Here is a 15,809-nt window from a genome sequence, read left to right on the forward strand (position 1 = left end):
TCATGAAACTATTATTAATAGAAGATGAACCTGCTGTAGTATCTGTTATTACCCGTGGCCTTTCAGAAGCTGGCTATGAAGTCAGCGTAGCCCCGGATGGCAACAGCGGGCTCCAGATGGCGCTCCAGAACCCATCCTTCCGGCTCATTATACTGGATGTGATGCTCCCCGGTATGAACGGGATAGAAGTATGCCGCTCCCTGCGCAACGCGCAACTGGAAGTGCCCATTCTTATGCTCACCGCCCTCGGTACCACAGAGAATATTGTGATGGGGCTCGACAGCGGCGCTGATGATTACCTGGTGAAACCTTTCAAACTCCAGGAACTTGAAGCCCGCATACGCAGCCTGATGCGCAGGAAAACAAATGTAGATATACCCGTTCCCGTTACCCCCAGCACCGCTATTCTCAGTCTCGCAGATCTTGATCTCGATACCGATACCAAATCCGCCAACAGGAACGGCAAAAATATCCAGCTCACGGCTACTGAATACCGCTTGCTGGAATACCTGCTTAAAAATCCACGGAAAGTATTGTCACGACTGGAAATACTGGAACAGGTATGGGGCATCGAATTTAATATGAGTACCAAAGTTGTAGACGTATATATTAATTATCTCCGGAAAAAAATTAATAAACATAACCCGGCAGAACTGATACATACCGTAGTTGGACTGGGGTATATGATCCGGGAAACCAAGGCCGATGAAGATACGCACTAAGATATTACTGGTATTTGCCGGTTTAACGATTTCCACTATTCTCATTATGAGTATACTGGTATTTTATTTTGCCAACCAGCATTCGTTTGAAGACTTCTACAAACGGCTGGAAATACGCGCCTATCTTACTGCGAAAGCCACCCTGCCCTATTACGAATCTGACTCCGTTATCTACAATGAAATCCGGGAAGAACACCTGGAAAAACTACCCGCTGAAAAAGAATATTTCCTGCAGGTAAGTGCCGATGGTACAGTACATAAGGATGAAACGCTCTCCCTGCCCAACTCCTTCTACCAACAGGTACGAAGGGAAAATAAAGCCACCTTCCGGGAAGGCGACCGCTTCTATGAGGGCGTACTGTACAAGAGCAAACAGGGACTCTATATCGTGATTGTTTCCGCTATCAATAAATACAGCGTAGAATACCTCGGATGGCTGCGCAAAATCCTGATTATCTGCTCTGTAGCTTCCAGCGTGATCCTTGTGGGCGCCGGTATTTTCTTTTCCAAGTATATCCTGAAGCCCATCCGGCATATGATGATACAGGTAAAAAGTATCAGCTCGCGGAACTTACACCTACGGCTAAACGTAGATGACAGCGGCGATGAAATCAACGACCTGGCCGGCACCTTTAATAATATGCTGGACCGGCTCGAAACCGCCTTTGAAACACAGAACAACTTTGTCAGCAACGCCTCCCATGAACTGAGTACCCCCCTTACCGCCATTATCGGTGAAGCCGAACTGGCCCTGAATAAGGAACGCAGCGCAGGTAACTATATCTATGCCCTGCAAAATATCCTCCATGAAGCAGGACGGCTCGAACATATTACCAAAAGCCTGCTGCACCTGGCCCAGACCGGATTTGACGGAAAGAAACAGGAATGGAGACAGATCCGCAGCGATGAACTGCTGTTTACCGTAAAAAATACCATCGATAAGTTACAGCCTATTAATAAAGTGGAAATAGATTACAGCCTGTTTCCGGAAGAAGAAGACAAATTAATCATCCCCGGTAACGAACAATTGCTGGAACTGGCCCTCAGCAACATTGTCATGAATGCCATCAAGTATTCCAACAATGAACCCGTATCTATTGCACTGGCCGCCACGGAAAAGAAAATTATCGTTATAGTAAAAGACCATGGCATCGGTATTCCCCAGGAAGACCTGCCCTATATCTTCTCTCCCTTCTTCCGTGCTTCCAATACCGGCCGCTTTAAAGGTTATGGTATCGGTTTGCCGCTGGCCATGAATATTATCCGTATGCATAAAGGAGATATCATTGTGAACAGTGAGGTAAACCACGGAACCGAGATCAGGGTGGAACTTCCACTGTAGGGCCTGCTTTCTTACCGAATTCTTACCACATTCTTGCTACCTTTTAACCCCGCTCTTACTGGTTACTTATTTCACAGCAATAATTTTGTTGTTATAAAAGCTACCAGATATGAAAAATATACTCATACCAACAGACTTCTCTATCCGCTCACTCAGTTATGTTCACAGCATTGTGGCGCAGCATCCCTGCGAGCAGGTAAATATCATATTAATGCATGCCCTGCAAATGCCGGATTCTTTGTTTGACCTGATGACGTACACCCGTAACAGCAGACATGTGGAACTGATTTCCTCCGACTTCCAGGATGGCTGTGAAATTATCCGTAATAAATATTCTTCCGCTATCAATCAGCTGAGAATAGAATTCTTTCACGGCAGTACCCGCGTAGCATTACGCAATTTCCTGCTGGCGCAGAATATAGACCTGATCATTCAGCCTGCTGACCACGACTATAATCCGCCTTCAAAAAGAAGCTTTGATCCGGAGAAACTGCTCAGCAAATGCAATTATCCAAAAATGAAAATTCAATTACAGAGACGGAAGTATGTGGCAGACAAGTCGACCATCTCTGCACTTTTACTGGCAACAGAATAAAAAAGCAAGGTTATGCTACTGAAGAAAAATATCCCCTTAAAATATATTTTTGGTAAGATAAGAGTGGAACTGTTACTGGTGGCCATTTATTCGCTCACCATCAACATACTCTACTACCAATACGATTTCACCAGCCTGGTTATTCCTATATCGGTACCGATGGTGCTGGGCACGGTGTTGTCTTTATTGCTCGCATTTCGTTCCAACCAGGCGTATGACCGCTGGTGGGAAGCCCGAACGATCTGGGGAGCCGTAGTAAATGATTCGCGCTCACTGACAAGGCAGGTGCTAAGCTTGATGGATGCAACGTATCAGTCGGAAGACCTGACCCTTTTCCAGGAGCGTTTTGTAAAGCGACAGGCAGCATGGTGCCATAGTTTGGGACAATCGTTACGAAAGACAGATCCACTCAAAGGGGTAGACAGATTATTATCAAGGAGGGAATTAAGCTATGTGATGAGATATGATAACGTACCGGCTGCCTTGTTGCTCTTACACGGAAAAGACCTGAAATACGCCATGGAGCAGGGATGGATAAACCAATACCAACAGATTGCGATAGACCAGACACTATCCAGACTCTGTGATTCCATGGGTAAGTGCGAGCGTATCAAAAACACCGTGTTCCCGGCTACCTATAGCCTTTACACCCATTTCACCGTTATATTCTTTATACTGTTATTGCCGTTTGCCTTAATAGATGTGCTGGGCTTTATGGAAATACCATTGGTAGTAGCCATAGCCGCATCTTTCCTGCTGATCGAAAAAATGGCGATCAACCTGCAGGACCCGTTTGAAAATAAACCTACAGATACACCAGTAACGACCATTGCCCGGAATATTGAAAAAGACCTCCGGCAAATGTTACACGAGCAATACAATGCTCCCGAAGAGCCGGTGGAAACACCTGCTTACTATGTACTTTAAAGCTGATTTGTGTTTAAGGTGCCCATCCTAAAAGGGGCCGTAATTTATAGCGTTAAGACAAAGGCCCCGGTATCCACCGGGGCCTTTTACTATTTTATAGCAGCCAGTTCTTTTTTTGATAACCTGACCCACTTGCGGATTGTACGACGGATATATCTCGGATGCAAATCTATTTCTGCCCGGGTTTTCTCAAACTGTGCCCTGGCTTCCGGAATACGGACCTGCTTTTTCAGCAGCAAGCCATAATAATACATTGCCTCCAGCGAATGATGTACCTGTATAATTTTCTGATAGGCTTCTTCTGCCTTTGCCGTTTCACCCACCTGCTCCAATGCCTGCGCATACATCAATTCATCTTCTGCCTTGCTCATCCGCACCCCTTTAAAGCTGTTCACCTTATCAAAGCTCACAATACTGGATGCATATTCGCCATTCAGGAACTGCAACCGTGCCAGCTGCAGAATAATTCCCGGATCCTTACTGAAAGAATTCGCACATTCCAGCGTGAGCGCAATAGCTTTATCATATTGCTGTTGCTGCGCATAGGCGTCTGCCAGCTGCATTTTGTTGGTTACGGTATCGGATATACGTACCTTTTTCTCCCATTCGTTGATCCGCCCGTTGGGCCATAAAGTGCGTAAAAGGTTTTCGCCAAAGGCGCCACTGGTAATATCCGGTAAGATTTCCCGGATAAAATACACCACTGATCCGATCATGGGCACAAATAGAATAAAGAAAAGCCAGTCCCGGTTGCCCGTTTTAAACGCGTGCACCAGGCAAAAAATTTGCAGGGCAATAACAAGATAATAATAGTCACTCCAAAATGGGAACATAGCCATATCGATATCAGGGTTGGAAAACTGATTAGCTCCAAAAATAGTAAAATATGCTAATTTGTCGTTCTGAACTAACCTGAAACAATTGAAAAAAGCGCTTAAGATTACCGGTTACTCGTTGTTAACCTTTCTCCTGCTGATAGGCCTGTACCTGCTTTCAGCCTACACCCTGTCACGCATGAGCACCGACCGGGAAACCGTAGCCGATGCCGATATTCCGATCTATATTCTTACCAACGGGGTACATACCGACCTGGTAGTACCTGTACGTACCGCACAAACCGACTGGAGTACCCGCATTCCTTTTGGCAATACCACCGGCAAGGATACTACTGCCCAATGGCTGGCCTTCGGCTGGGGTGATAAAGGTTTTTACCTGGAAACACCCACCTGGAATGATCTTAAAGCCAGTACCGCATTAAAAGCGGCATTTAACCTGAGTACATCTGCCATTCACGCCACTTATTACCGTCAGCTTACAGAAGATGAAAGCTGCCACCGGATTATGATCAGTTCTTCGCAATATGCGCGGTTAGTCGCCTATATCAATAACAGCTTTTTAACCGGCGCCGATGGCATGCCGGTATATATTGCCACCAATGCCAACTACGACCGCAACGATGCGTTTTATGAAGGCAAAGGCAGTTATAACCTGTTTCATACCTGCAATACCTGGGCAAATAACGGTTTAAAAAGTTGCGGCCAAAAGGCTTGCCGGTGGACGATTTTCGATACGGGGATTTTTTATCAGTACCGCAAGTAATACTCATGTTGTAGTGGCAGTTTGCAGCTGTCCTGGGATAAAGCATACTGAATTTTAGTGCCGGTCTCGAAGCCTGTCCGACCAGGGGTTTAATACTAGTGGAGTGCTAGTGTCAAGCTAGGTTCACCTGCCTATAACTTACTTATAACTTATACTTAAGTCCTCGATATCCCGTACCTGATAAATGCAGGTTATGTGTAGGTAAAAGGCTTATCTGGGAGGGAAGAGGGGGGAGATTACTTTTCCTCTAAATATAACAGCCGGCGCATTACTTGCGTCGGCTGTTACATTTAGCCCCAATGATTTATTTAGCTAACCAGCGATTATTACAAAAGGATTAACTACCTATAAACAAAATCATTGATTCCTGTTTTTTATTAACCTCCGGAAGTATCTCTTCCACAGGTTATTGCCGGTACTTTTCAGTATATTTATTATCATTTTTTTTATTCCTCAAAACATATAACCATTATGGACTCCTTATTTTCTTTACTTTCTACATTGGGCACGATTTCTCAGGATCTCAAAAATGAAATCAACAACAAACTTAAAATTATGACACTCCAGAAAGGGGAGATGTTACTACGGCAGGAAGAGGTTTGCAATCACTTATTCTTTGTATCCAAAGGGTTATTGAGAGCTTACTATGAAAAAGATGAGGAAGATATCACGAGTTGGTTTATGATGGAGAATGACTTTATCGTATCAGTACAATCTTTCTTCAGGAGGATTCCAAGTCACGAATCCATTCAGGCACTGGAAAATTGCGAGTTGGCATGTATTCATCACGATGATCTGATGGATATCTATGCGAATTTCCTCGAGTTCAATATTATAGGGCGCAAACTTACTGAGCATTATTATTGTAAATGTGATGAGCGTTTGTTAGGCATGAGAAAGCAACGCGCATCTGAAAAATATGATTTCCTGCTGGAACACCACAATGAACTGCTGTTAAGGGTTCCAACAAAATTCATTGCTTCTTATCTTGGGGTTGCTTCCAGGACATTTTCCCGGATGAGATCTGAAATAAGACAATGATTCAAGCAAAAAACGCTGCTATTTATCCTTGATACAATTGCATCCCAACATAACATCAGGAGAAACAACCCTTCGAAAAAACCAAATTTAAGACGATAATATTTGAGGACAAATGGCACTTTTTTTCTCATTCCAATTCTCTAATTTCGATCCTATACAACAAAAACAAGTACCGAAAATCCATCCGTACAAACAACAAACGACTCATTAGAAAAACCGAAAGAACAACCGTACAACAACAATTCAAAAACATTTATTTATCTATTGTTTAACCCCCAAACCAGCTGTGGATCTGGCGTGGCATTGCTATGGAGTAAAGTAACTACAGTTGGGTAATTTCCCCTCCCCATCCTTAAAGGGTGGGGAAAAGGGGAAGCAGTTATTTAGCCGTATTGCAGCAGATGGTCAGTACAACACTTACCAACGCAGCGACCAAAGTCAGCGGCAATAAAAAATCAAATGCAAACTCACCGACAATACGCAGGTATTGTTGTAATGAATAGTTCTGAAACTTAGGCATATAGATATTCCTGACGCTTAACCATGCGATCGATGAAAGTAACAGCAATGGAATAAGGAAGCGAAAAACAAAGTGCGGTGCCAGGAATTTTGCCTGTTCCAGATAAACGAGGGCATAACACCAGCCGATAACGGCGCCCATTACCAACGGACAAAAACACAACAGGAAAAGTCCGCCGTAAGTGCCCAGATCCTTACGGGTAATAATGGTAACAATATAGATCACAGTAGCCAGAAAGCCTGTCAGAGCGGCTATACCAAAAGTTAATTTCATTTGCTGTTGTTTAACTGTACACCATAATACCTGTCATTGGAACGCAACAATGCAAATGGTGCGTTGTGTGCGTGATAATAATTCAGGCTTCGCCAGAACTCTTTTTTTGTACTCCCTTCCAGTACCATTTCATGTTTAAACCGGAGTGTATCCTGTTGGATGGTCAGGTACAGGAAACTGGTGCCAAACCAGGAATCTGTTTTTTCATTAATAAGACTTTCTTTCTTCACCTGTTCCAGTACAAGGCCATCATTCGCCAGGTCGGGAAGTTCATCGCTATTCATTTTTTGATATAATCCTTTGCCATACAGGGCATGCCATTGATGGCGGATCAGAAATAATACAACATCTTTTTCTTCTTTAAACGCATCTGTTCTGTAATTCCAGGCATCTTTATAAGAAAGATAAAAAACGGTATCCGACTGTTGTTTCAGTTGCTCATATGTTGCTTGTTCCTTCACGTATGAATGCGGGATGGTATCTCCATCCATCCACCAGGTACTATAATATTCGGGATGAAGCAGAAATCCCTTCATGGGATGAATACGCCGGTATTCATTACTGATAGTCAGCGAGTCTGTTACTTTACCCTCGCTATCAATTTTATAAAAACTTTGTTCATCCTGGCGCTCACCCATTTCCCCGGGGATGGAAGCGATAAGTGCTGTTTTACTTTTTTCATCATAAAAAGGAGCGGAAAGCGACCGCGTATCGAAATCACTGCTGAACAACGGACGGATCGCATAGCTGCCGGCATGTACGCCTTCTTCCAGGGTAGGGTAAGTATTATATACTGATGGGAGGGGCGGCGAATCTATTGCATTTTGAAACCAATAACGGTAAAATATACTGATCAAAAAAATCGCCGCCAGGACAAACAACAATAAAAGATTTTTCTGAACTAACGTAACAAACATAGACGGAATTTAATAAAAAACGGTAAATCTAATCGCTCGCTTCTGCCAACCTATCCAGCCATACTTTCTTTCTGATTCAGAATTTGATATCTTTAAAATCAAGGGAATGGCTGTAGCGCAAAATACTTTTTTCTACGCTAACATCCATATAGCTTCCCGGGTATAATGAGACTATAAGATGAACAAATGAGATGCTTTAATGAATTAGCAGCCACCGAAGAGGCTATTTTTGCTCCGGATTAAATATAGTAAAGCCACGAAGATGAAATTTAAACTCTTAGCAGCAGTACTGATCAGTACCCTGGCCTGCGGACAGCATACCAGCGCACAACAGGCAAATATTCCAGGCGATTTCGCAGACCCCTCCATTATCCGGAAAGGCAATAACTATTACGCTATCGGAACGTCGAGCGAATGGGGACCTCATTTTCCCATTTTCCAATCCAATAACCTGAAACAATGGAAACAAACCGGCTTCCTGTTTGAGCAGGCCCCTACCTGGACAACCGCCTCCTTCTGGGCGCCGGAATTTTATTTCCATAACAATACCTACTTCGTTTATTATACCGCCAGAAGAAAAAGCGACGGCATCTCCTGTATTGGTGTAGCCACTTCCAGCTTCCCGGATCGGGGTTTTAAAGATCATGGCGTTATTATCGAATATGGCAAGGAAGCTATAGACGCTTTTGTTTTTAACGATAACGGGCAGTTATATATCACCTGGAAAGCATACGGACTCGATAAGAGACCTATTGAGCTGCTTGGCAGCAAACTATCGGACGACGGGCTTTCCCTCAGGGGCGAACCCTTTACCCTGATGAAAGATGAAGGACGCCAGGGAATGGAAGGACAAAGCATCCTGAAAAAAGATCAATATTATTATCTCTTCTACTCTGTTGGTAACTGCTGCGGAGTATCCTGCAGTTATAACGTGCGCGTGGCAAGGGCTACCTCTTTCAAAGGCCCCTATGAGGATTATGCTGCCAACCCCGTACTTACAGATGGCGGCGACTGGAAATGCCCCGGCCACGGTACTTTTGTTGAAGATGCCAGCGGAAATAACTACTATATCTATCATGCCTACAACAAATCCAGCAATGTATTTACCGGCAGAGAGGCACTAATGGCCGCACTATCCTGGAATAAAGACCAGTGGCCGGTATTACAGCATACGCCCGCGCTGGAAAATCCCCAAAAAGATTTCAATCTCCATGATGATTTTAAAAATGCAAAAGGTCCTGTCTTCTGGCAATGGGATTTCAGGAATACACAGCCGGTGTTCCGGCAGGCAAAGGGTAAATTATATCTGTCTGGCAAATCCAATGATAAAAACCCATCTGGTATAGCGCTCACCGTAAGACCTTATGCTGCTGCCTACGAAATCAGCACCGCCGTTTTAAATACCAATAAGGCCGCTAAAGGATTGATCATCTATGGGGATGTATCTTCTTCGGCAGGTATTGCCGTGCGTGATAATAAAGTAGAATTCTGGGTATCGGGAGATGGCAAACGCAAGGTGCTCAGTGAAGCTACCATCCCGCAAACGAATGCACCTGTTTACCTGAAAATGACGGTATCACCGGATTTCACCTGCACCGTTTACTGGAAACAAACAGCAGACTGGCAGCTACTCACCCCCAACCAGCAGCCGTATTCCATTGCCTCACTGCCACCATGGGATCGCAGCCCCCGCCCGGGATTGAATTACCAGGGCAGCCCGGAAGAAAACGGCGTATTTGGCTTCTTCGATATTAAGTATACCCACTAAAATGAACACCGGGGCCGGTAAGATTTAACATAACGCTTACCGGCTCCGGTTCGGAAAAAGGCCCCATCGCAACGATTAGTGTAAAAAATGCCTCAGTCAGATTGCCCGGATGTGGATTTGGGGAAAATCCACCCATTTACGCAGGGTCCGGCGTTGGTAAAATAATGCTGAACGTAGCCCCCTCCTTTTCTTTGCCGTTGGCCCATATCGTACCACCATGACGTTCCGATATTTTCCGGCATAGCGCCAGCCCCAGACCTGTACCTTCAAACTGGTCCTTTGAATTAAGACGGGAGAAAATCTGGAAGATCTTATCTGCATATTGCTCGTTAAAGCCAATACCATTGTCCGATACTACGATCTTTACATAATGACGCCGTTCGTCCAGCTTCTCTTTCAGCAACTCCTCCACTAACACGGGCGCTGCGCTGATGCGGATCACCGGATCACGTTCCGGAGTGGAAAACTTAAGCGCATTGCTGATCAGGTTAGAAAATAACTGTGACGTAAGCAAAGGAAAACCTGCTATCAATGGCAGATCTGTATACTCGATGCTGGCCTGTTTTTCCCGGATCACCACCTCAAAGTCGCTTTCCACCTCCTTCAGGATACTGTTGAGATCCACCTGCCCCACTTCCAGGTCTACTTCCTGGAAAGAAGAAAAAGACAGTATTCCTTCAATCATGGAATAAATACGTTTAGCCGAGTCAGATATCTTAGCAAGATACCTGGCGCTTTTTGTATCCAGCTGATGCCCGCATTCATCGGTAAGCAAACCGGCAAACAATACGATTTTTCGCACCGGTTCCTTCATATCATGTGAGGATACATGTGCAAACTGCCGCAAGTCTTCATTAGAGCGGTGCAACGCCCTGGTCCTGTCTTCCACCAATACTTCCAGTTCTTCGCGGCTGCGGCGCAACGCTTCCTCTGCCAGCCGTATTTCGGTAATATCGCGGGTGGTTCCTGCTACTGCCTCTACATCGCCTTCTTCATTGACTACCGGTACGAAGATATAATCATAGATGCGTTTGCCCAGCACGGCATGCGGGAAGGAAACCTCTCCCCGTACTGATTTCCGGGTGGCCACTACCTGGTCTATCTCCCGTTCATGCATCTCGGCATGCCAGGGCTCATATCCGTTTTCCAGCAAACTTTTGCCGATTCCCTGTTCCCAGGTCTTGCCCCACATGGTGAGCAGTGCCTCATTGGCGTATGTAAAGCGATAGTTTACGTCTAATACATATATGAGATCAGGGGTATTATTGGTGATCGTTTCATAAAGCCGCTTGTAGCCTTCCAGGTCTTCCTTCGCCTGCTGCAGCGCCTCGTCCATTTGTTTGCGGATAGTGATATCCCTGGCGGCGCCGAACCATTCAACGATTTCACCGCTACTGCCCAGAATGGGAACAGCCCGGGAAAAGGCCCACCCCGGCGAGCCATCGGCCCGCAGTACCCGGTGTTCCATTTCAAAAATAGTTTTGGACGCAATGGCCGTTTGTATGGCAGCCCAAAGGCGTGGCTTCTCTTCCTCCGGAACATAGTGGGCATCCCAGTGGGATATGGGCGATTTAACATCTTTCAGAAAACCCATCCCCTGTAATTCCCACATTTCCTTCCAATCAGGGCTCATCCGGTATCTCATTTCCGTAGTAGCCATAACCAGCGCCCGGAAACGCGCCTCGCTTTCCTTTACTTTCTTTCTGTCTTCCACCTGCACGGTAACGTCTGTGGCCATCACCGACACCCCCGTAACAGTTCCGTCAGCAGCAAACAAAGGCTGATACACATAGTCATAGTAAGCGTCGGTTTCACTGTTCTGCAACGTTACCTTTTCTTCATAGCTATGATGCGGCTGCCCCGTTCTATAAACAGTTTGTATTAATGTGGGGAATGACTGGCCGCCCATTTCCGGCATCAGCTCCAGCAGTGGCTTTCCCACAATATCAGCATCACCTTTCCACAAGCGTAACATCGCCTGATTCACAAACTCCACCACCATATCCTGCCCGCTTAAGATAGCAAAACCCGCAGGAGATTGCAGCAACATATTACGGAACCGCTGCTCGCTATCTGTCAATAATCCATTTGCAGAAGAGGAAGAACCGGAAGGAAGATCAGGCTTGGTATACTCCAACATATATAGAAATTATTCGGGAACTAAAAGCCCGGCGACAATTTTCATGCCACCGCGACCGTATTATCCGCGATAATACAGGAACCGGGCCATGATGCGCTGGCATCAGGTAAATACCAGCAGCAAGATAGGCAACGGCTTTTAATTCTCTTATCTATAACAGCCGTTTTTATTATTCTCTCCCGGAAAAAACATATACCCCTGCCGGCACCTCAAACAAGGTATATCCGTTGGCAGTGCCTTTGTTTTTAGCAAAAGCAGAAGATACTTTAACAGGACCATTTCCGGCAGAAGGGAAATAAACAGTGGCCTTCCCGCCGGGCGGTACAGTTACCAGCAGATTGAAATCACCATTTTTCCTTTGCCAGGAGGTTTCGATCTTCCCTACGGGCGACTCATACGTGGTTTTAGCCCATGTCATTTGCGGGGCATGGAGTTTAGGGGGACGGATAATGAAATGTTGAAATCCCGGAAAACGGGGATCAGCGCGGATGCCGCCGATGCCATCTATATACCAGGCGCCCGGATAAAGAAAAGAACTGTGCATCAGGGAGTGGCCGGGCGTATCCTTCTCCCACATTTCCCATAAACTGGTGGCACCGTTGGCCTTCATATAACCCCAGCCAGGATACTCCGTTTGAGACGTCATAGAATAGAGCAGGTCGTCCCTCCCCGCATCCCGCAATACTTTGAAAAGAATGCCTCCCGCCGTGATCCCCACATGCAGGTGTCCTTTCCGCACCACGAGGATCTCCTTTTCAAGGCGTTCCATCACGGTTTCACGAAGCGCGGGCGGTGGTATCTCCGCAAACAGGGCGATTGCCAGGTTCCCCATGGAACTGTCGGCATAACTATGATCCGTTGCATTGTAATATTTTGCGTGAATAGCCCGCGCCGATGCTTCCGCTTTCTGCTCCCACTCCAGTGCCTCGGCGGTTCGTCCCAACAGTCGCGCTATTTTGGCGGCTGTACGTAAATTGTACACCCGGTAACAATTATTGAAACAGATATTTTCCGGCTTATCATTATTCATTCCTTCTGCATTGGCATTGGGCCAGAGCCAGTCGCCCAGAAAATCCCAGGCACCGCCGAAACGTACCATCAGGTTGTCTTTCTGCGTATGTCCATCCAGGAATTTCAACCATCGTTTCATGGTGTCAAAGTTCTTTTCCAGGATACGGGTGTCTCCCTGGTGCTGGTAAATAAGCCATGGATACATGATACACATGCCACCCCACGCAGGGCCGCCGCCGCCCTGATAAGTGGGGGCCGTATGCGGGATGATGCCGTCATCCGCATTTCCACCATAATTCAACGGATCCATGGCCCTTGCTCCCTGCACATCTCTCCAGTCTTCCATCCATTTGGTGAACATCGCTTCCAGGTGATAGTTGAACAGCCCTGTTTCTGCAAAAACGTCTGCGTCTCCATAACCCAGTCGCTCCCGTGAAGAACAATCCACGATATAGCCACCTAAAGAAATATTCTCCATTGTCCACCGTAAAGTATTGTAAATCCAGTTCTGCAATGAATCTGAACATTCAAAGCTTGCCGCCGGCCGGTAATTGGTGTGAATAGCCCAGCCACGTATATCGGTTAGTTCCGGCTTTTTTGTGAGGCCTTTGATCGTAATCCATCTTCCTGAACTATAATTAAAACGGTTTTTAAACACTCCTTCTCCTGATTTACCCGGTATAAAGGCATTCCGGATACGAAAGGTCATGTCATCTTTCTCCCTTTCGGAAAACAGCATGTCTATCCGCTGACCAGGTTTTCCTTTCAGCCTGATTTCTGTCCATCCGGCAAAATTAACGCCCATGTCTACACGATAGGAACCATCCGCCCGTTGCTCGATAGCTACCGGGTGTATCTCAGTGAATAAGCGGTTCGGCTCCACCATCTGGCTGGTCAGCATCAAGTGAGGCGCATATAACGTTGCCTTCTTCCAATCTGTTTCATCACAGGTGGGCCCGTTCCAGTCGGTGATCTCCTTACCGGCATCCCAGATCTCACCACCCATATTACCAAACTCCCATTTGCCCAACAATTGATTGGGACTTGGATGTGTTTTCCAGCTGGTATCGGTTTGTATGCGCATCACCGGCTTGCTGTTTATCTCATTGTACACATCCGCCTGGGCAATCACGATGGGCGCACGCGGTTTATCCGGCGTAGCATAAGCACCAAATACCGACCAGGAAGCGCCCAGCCAGATCCCTATCTGATTCTTACCGGGCTTTAACTCCCGGCTGATATCATAGGCCATATAACGCGCCCGTTTGGTATGATCTGTCACCGCAGGCGCCAGTACATTGACCCCTATTTTCTTTCCATTCACATATAGTTCATGATATCCCACGGAGGCAATAAACATTACTGCTTTACGGGGTTGCTTCTCCAGCGTTACCGTTTTACGAAACCAGGGGTCCGCTATATTACAGTCCGCCAATGCCGGGTTAAGCACCTCTGTAGCGCCTATCCATCTGGCCGTCCACTCCGCATGTTTCAGCAAGCCGGTACTCCAATAAGCCACCGGGCTCCAGGCCGATTTCCTTCCGGCCTCATCTTTCACCATCACTTTCCAGTAGTAATACCGGTCGGATACCAGGGCTTGTCCTTTATAAACAATGTGCTGCATGTCGGCCGACGGTGTCCAGCCGGAATCCCAGATATCTCCCTCTCCTTCGGCGAGTTTATCTTCTGAACAACTGACAATAATCCGGTAAGCCGTTTGGCGCTGCCCGAAAGCAGCTGCGTTTACCGCGCCCAGAGTCCAGCTCAGACGTGGTGAAAGCTCGTCGATTCCTTCAGGATTGATTAAATACTCACAACGTTGATTTTGTACCAGTATACTGCTCTGCCCTATAGCTAAAAATGGCAGGCAAAATAAAATAAACAGAAAAGATAATTTCATACCAGGTGGACTGTAAATTGATCACCAAATTTATCCTGTACAGAAATGCCTTTTTGATATATCGTATGCAGTTTTTGACACTATTTACCGGTAGCGTACTTCTTGGGCTTCACGCCGATATGCGCTTCAAACAATCTTGTAAAATGACTGAGGTTGGAGAACCCCAAACGATAACCAGCCTCTGATACCGACAATTTCATTTCTCTGATCAGGTAAGCCGCTTCCTTCATCCTGAAAATCTGGTAATAGTTGTAAATACTATTTCCGAAAACCTGCTTGAAAATACGCTTCAATTTTGATTCACTCATGCCGGACATCTTCACGAGTTCCGTTAACACAGGAGGCGTACTCATGTCCGACAGTACTTTATCTTTTATTTCGTATACCGTTTTTACATCTGCTGCATTCAATGCCTGCAGCGTGGTATCTTCTCTTTTCAGCAGTGCCGCAAACAATAAATAAATCAGTTCTTCTGCTTTTACCTTATAATAAAAATGTGTCAGTTCCTTCGTAGGGTTTGCGGTAACAATCGCCGCTGCCACTTCCTGTATCTGAGGTGAAATTATTTCTTCAAATAAAAAGGGCTGGCTGCCGGAGGTGATCATTTGCAGCAACGTACTTCCCTCCTTTGGTTGCAACAGCTCTTTCAGATAATCCGTGTGGACCGTAATAACAATGGAATTGATTTTCTTATTGGCAGGGAGCAGTTCATAATTAAACCCGGTAGTCGCCACCTGTACAGAAGGCAACGATCTGCCGTTTGCAGCGGCAGGCGATGGCCGGTGCTTCATTTCCTCTTTCGATTGATAAATATGATGAAACGCAATGACTATAAACTGCGCTTCTTCTTCCGCCATGCCCCGGTCCAGCATCAGGTTTTCTTTCAACTCATATTGTCTTACGATGAGCCGCAATTGCGGACTGAGCGCAAAACCTTTTATATAACCCGTTCCTATGGCGGGCGGAATAACGGTGACCCCATTTCCGGGTTTGCCGGTAATTGCTTTTACAGAGGCTGCTACCTGCTTCTCTTTTTTATTCGCTGCCATCATAT

At 46.0% G+C, this 15,809-nt stretch carries 13 protein-coding genes; 7 read left to right on the forward strand and 6 right to left on the reverse strand.

Translation table 11 applies throughout. The features are described from left to right. The first annotated feature begins 2 nt into the window (after positions 1–2). The 4 genes from BMW79_RS26700 to BMW79_RS26715 all read left to right on the forward strand — a co-directional run bounded on the left by BMW79_RS26700 (position 3) and on the right by BMW79_RS26715 (position 3,586). The gene (locus tag BMW79_RS26700; protein WP_089900382.1) at positions 3–722 is read left to right on the forward strand and encodes a response regulator transcription factor; all 720 of its coding nucleotides are present in this window, start codon (positions 3–5) and stop codon (positions 720–722) included. After that, positions 706–2,064 carry a sensor histidine kinase gene (locus tag BMW79_RS26705; protein WP_089900385.1) on the forward strand — a complete coding sequence of 453 codons (1,359 nt, stop codon included), beginning with the start codon at positions 706–708 and terminating at the stop codon, positions 2,062–2,064. Before BMW79_RS26700 ends, BMW79_RS26705 begins: the two co-directional genes overlap by 17 nt. A gap of 109 nt (positions 2,065–2,173) precedes the next feature. After that, positions 2,174–2,659, forward strand: coding sequence for a hypothetical protein (locus BMW79_RS26710; protein WP_089900388.1), 486 nt, complete (start codon positions 2,174–2,176; stop codon positions 2,657–2,659). Between the two features lie 12 nt (positions 2,660–2,671). Then, positions 2,672–3,586, forward strand: coding sequence for a bestrophin family protein (locus BMW79_RS26715; protein ID WP_089900390.1), 915 nt, complete (start codon positions 2,672–2,674; stop codon positions 3,584–3,586). An 89-nt stretch (positions 3,587–3,675) separates the two neighbouring features. On the opposite strand, the gene BMW79_RS26720 is transcribed toward BMW79_RS26715, so the two are convergent. Further along, a complete protein-coding gene (locus tag BMW79_RS26720; RefSeq protein ID WP_143059278.1) occupies positions 3,676–4,419 on the reverse strand; it encodes a hypothetical protein in 744 nt (247 codons plus the stop codon). Positions 4,420–4,507: 88 nt separating this feature from the next. On the opposite strand from BMW79_RS26720, the gene BMW79_RS26725 reads away from it, so the two are divergent. Continuing rightward, on the forward strand, positions 4,508–5,185 hold the full coding sequence (locus tag BMW79_RS26725; RefSeq protein WP_089900395.1) for a TIGR02117 family protein: 678 nt from the start codon (positions 4,508–4,510) through the stop codon (positions 5,183–5,185). A gap of 471 nt (positions 5,186–5,656) precedes the next feature. Continuing rightward, complete coding sequence (locus BMW79_RS26730; RefSeq protein ID WP_089900398.1) at positions 5,657–6,226, forward strand: Crp/Fnr family transcriptional regulator; 570 nt, start codon at positions 5,657–5,659, stop codon at positions 6,224–6,226. A 379-nt stretch (positions 6,227–6,605) separates the two neighbouring features. Here the strand turns inward: BMW79_RS26730 and BMW79_RS26735 are convergent, their stop codons facing one another. Together BMW79_RS26735 and BMW79_RS26740 are read right to left on the reverse strand one after the other, a co-directional pair. Next, positions 6,606–7,019, reverse strand: a complete 414-nt coding sequence (locus BMW79_RS26735; protein ID WP_089900401.1) for a hypothetical protein — start codon at positions 7,017–7,019, stop codon at positions 6,606–6,608. Further along, the gene (locus BMW79_RS26740) at positions 7,016–7,936 is read right to left on the reverse strand and encodes a hypothetical protein (protein WP_089900404.1); all 921 of its coding nucleotides are present in this window, start codon (positions 7,934–7,936) and stop codon (positions 7,016–7,018) included. The genes BMW79_RS26735 and BMW79_RS26740 overlap by 4 nt, the downstream gene beginning before the upstream one ends. A 262-nt stretch (positions 7,937–8,198) precedes the next feature. Here BMW79_RS26740 and BMW79_RS26745 point away from each other — a divergent pair, with 262 nt between their 5' ends. Further along, on the forward strand, positions 8,199–9,704 hold the full coding sequence (locus tag BMW79_RS26745) for a glycoside hydrolase family 43 protein (RefSeq protein WP_089900407.1): 1,506 nt from the start codon (positions 8,199–8,201) through the stop codon (positions 9,702–9,704). Between the two features lie 136 nt (positions 9,705–9,840). Here BMW79_RS26745 and BMW79_RS26750 read toward each other — a convergent pair whose 3' ends face one another. The 3 genes from BMW79_RS26750 to BMW79_RS26760 all read right to left on the reverse strand — a co-directional run bounded on the left by BMW79_RS26750 (position 9,841) and on the right by BMW79_RS26760 (position 15,807). Then, positions 9,841–11,844, reverse strand: a complete 2,004-nt coding sequence (locus BMW79_RS26750; RefSeq protein WP_089900409.1) for a PAS domain-containing sensor histidine kinase — start codon at positions 11,842–11,844, stop codon at positions 9,841–9,843. A 169-nt stretch (positions 11,845–12,013) separates the two neighbouring features. Beyond that, positions 12,014–14,755, reverse strand: a complete 2,742-nt coding sequence (locus tag BMW79_RS26755) for a family 78 glycoside hydrolase catalytic domain (protein ID WP_089900412.1) — start codon at positions 14,753–14,755, stop codon at positions 12,014–12,016. An 80-nt stretch (positions 14,756–14,835) separates the two neighbouring features. Continuing rightward, on the reverse strand, positions 14,836–15,807 hold the full coding sequence (locus BMW79_RS26760; RefSeq protein ID WP_089900415.1) for a helix-turn-helix domain-containing protein: 972 nt from the start codon (positions 15,805–15,807) through the stop codon (positions 14,836–14,838). Positions 15,808–15,809: the final 2 nt, after the last annotated feature.

This window comes from Chitinophaga arvensicola, from assembly GCF_900110835.1.
Lineage (GTDB): Bacteria > Bacteroidota > Bacteroidia > Chitinophagales > Chitinophagaceae > Chitinophaga > Chitinophaga arvensicola.

Excerpts from the sequence above, each read along its gene's own strand:
- BMW79_RS26700 (WP_089900382.1), top strand. The coding sequence starts at position 3 with ATGAAACTATTATTAATAGAAGATGAACCTGCTGTAGTATCTGTTATT.
- BMW79_RS26705 (WP_089900385.1), top strand. The coding sequence starts at position 706 with ATGAAGATACGCACTAAGATATTACTGGTATTTGCCGGTTTAACGATT.
- BMW79_RS26710 (WP_089900388.1), top strand. The coding sequence starts at position 2,174 with ATGAAAAATATACTCATACCAACAGACTTCTCTATCCGCTCACTCAGT.
- BMW79_RS26715 (WP_089900390.1), top strand. The coding sequence starts at position 2,672 with ATGCTACTGAAGAAAAATATCCCCTTAAAATATATTTTTGGTAAGATA.
- BMW79_RS26720 (WP_143059278.1), bottom strand. The coding sequence starts at position 4,419 with ATGTTCCCATTTTGGAGTGACTATTATTATCTTGTTATTGCCCTGCAA.
- BMW79_RS26730 (WP_089900398.1), top strand. The coding sequence starts at position 5,657 with ATGGACTCCTTATTTTCTTTACTTTCTACATTGGGCACGATTTCTCAG.
- BMW79_RS26735 (WP_089900401.1), bottom strand. The coding sequence starts at position 7,019 with ATGAAATTAACTTTTGGTATAGCCGCTCTGACAGGCTTTCTGGCTACT.
- BMW79_RS26740 (WP_089900404.1), bottom strand. The coding sequence starts at position 7,936 with ATGTTTGTTACGTTAGTTCAGAAAAATCTTTTATTGTTGTTTGTCCTG.
- BMW79_RS26745 (WP_089900407.1), top strand. The coding sequence starts at position 8,199 with ATGAAATTTAAACTCTTAGCAGCAGTACTGATCAGTACCCTGGCCTGC.
- BMW79_RS26750 (WP_089900409.1), bottom strand. The coding sequence starts at position 11,844 with ATGTTGGAGTATACCAAGCCTGATCTTCCTTCCGGTTCTTCCTCTTCT.
- BMW79_RS26755 (WP_089900412.1), bottom strand. The coding sequence starts at position 14,755 with ATGAAATTATCTTTTCTGTTTATTTTATTTTGCCTGCCATTTTTAGCT.
- BMW79_RS26760 (WP_089900415.1), bottom strand. The coding sequence starts at position 15,807 with ATGATGGCAGCGAATAAAAAAGAGAAGCAGGTAGCAGCCTCTGTAAAA.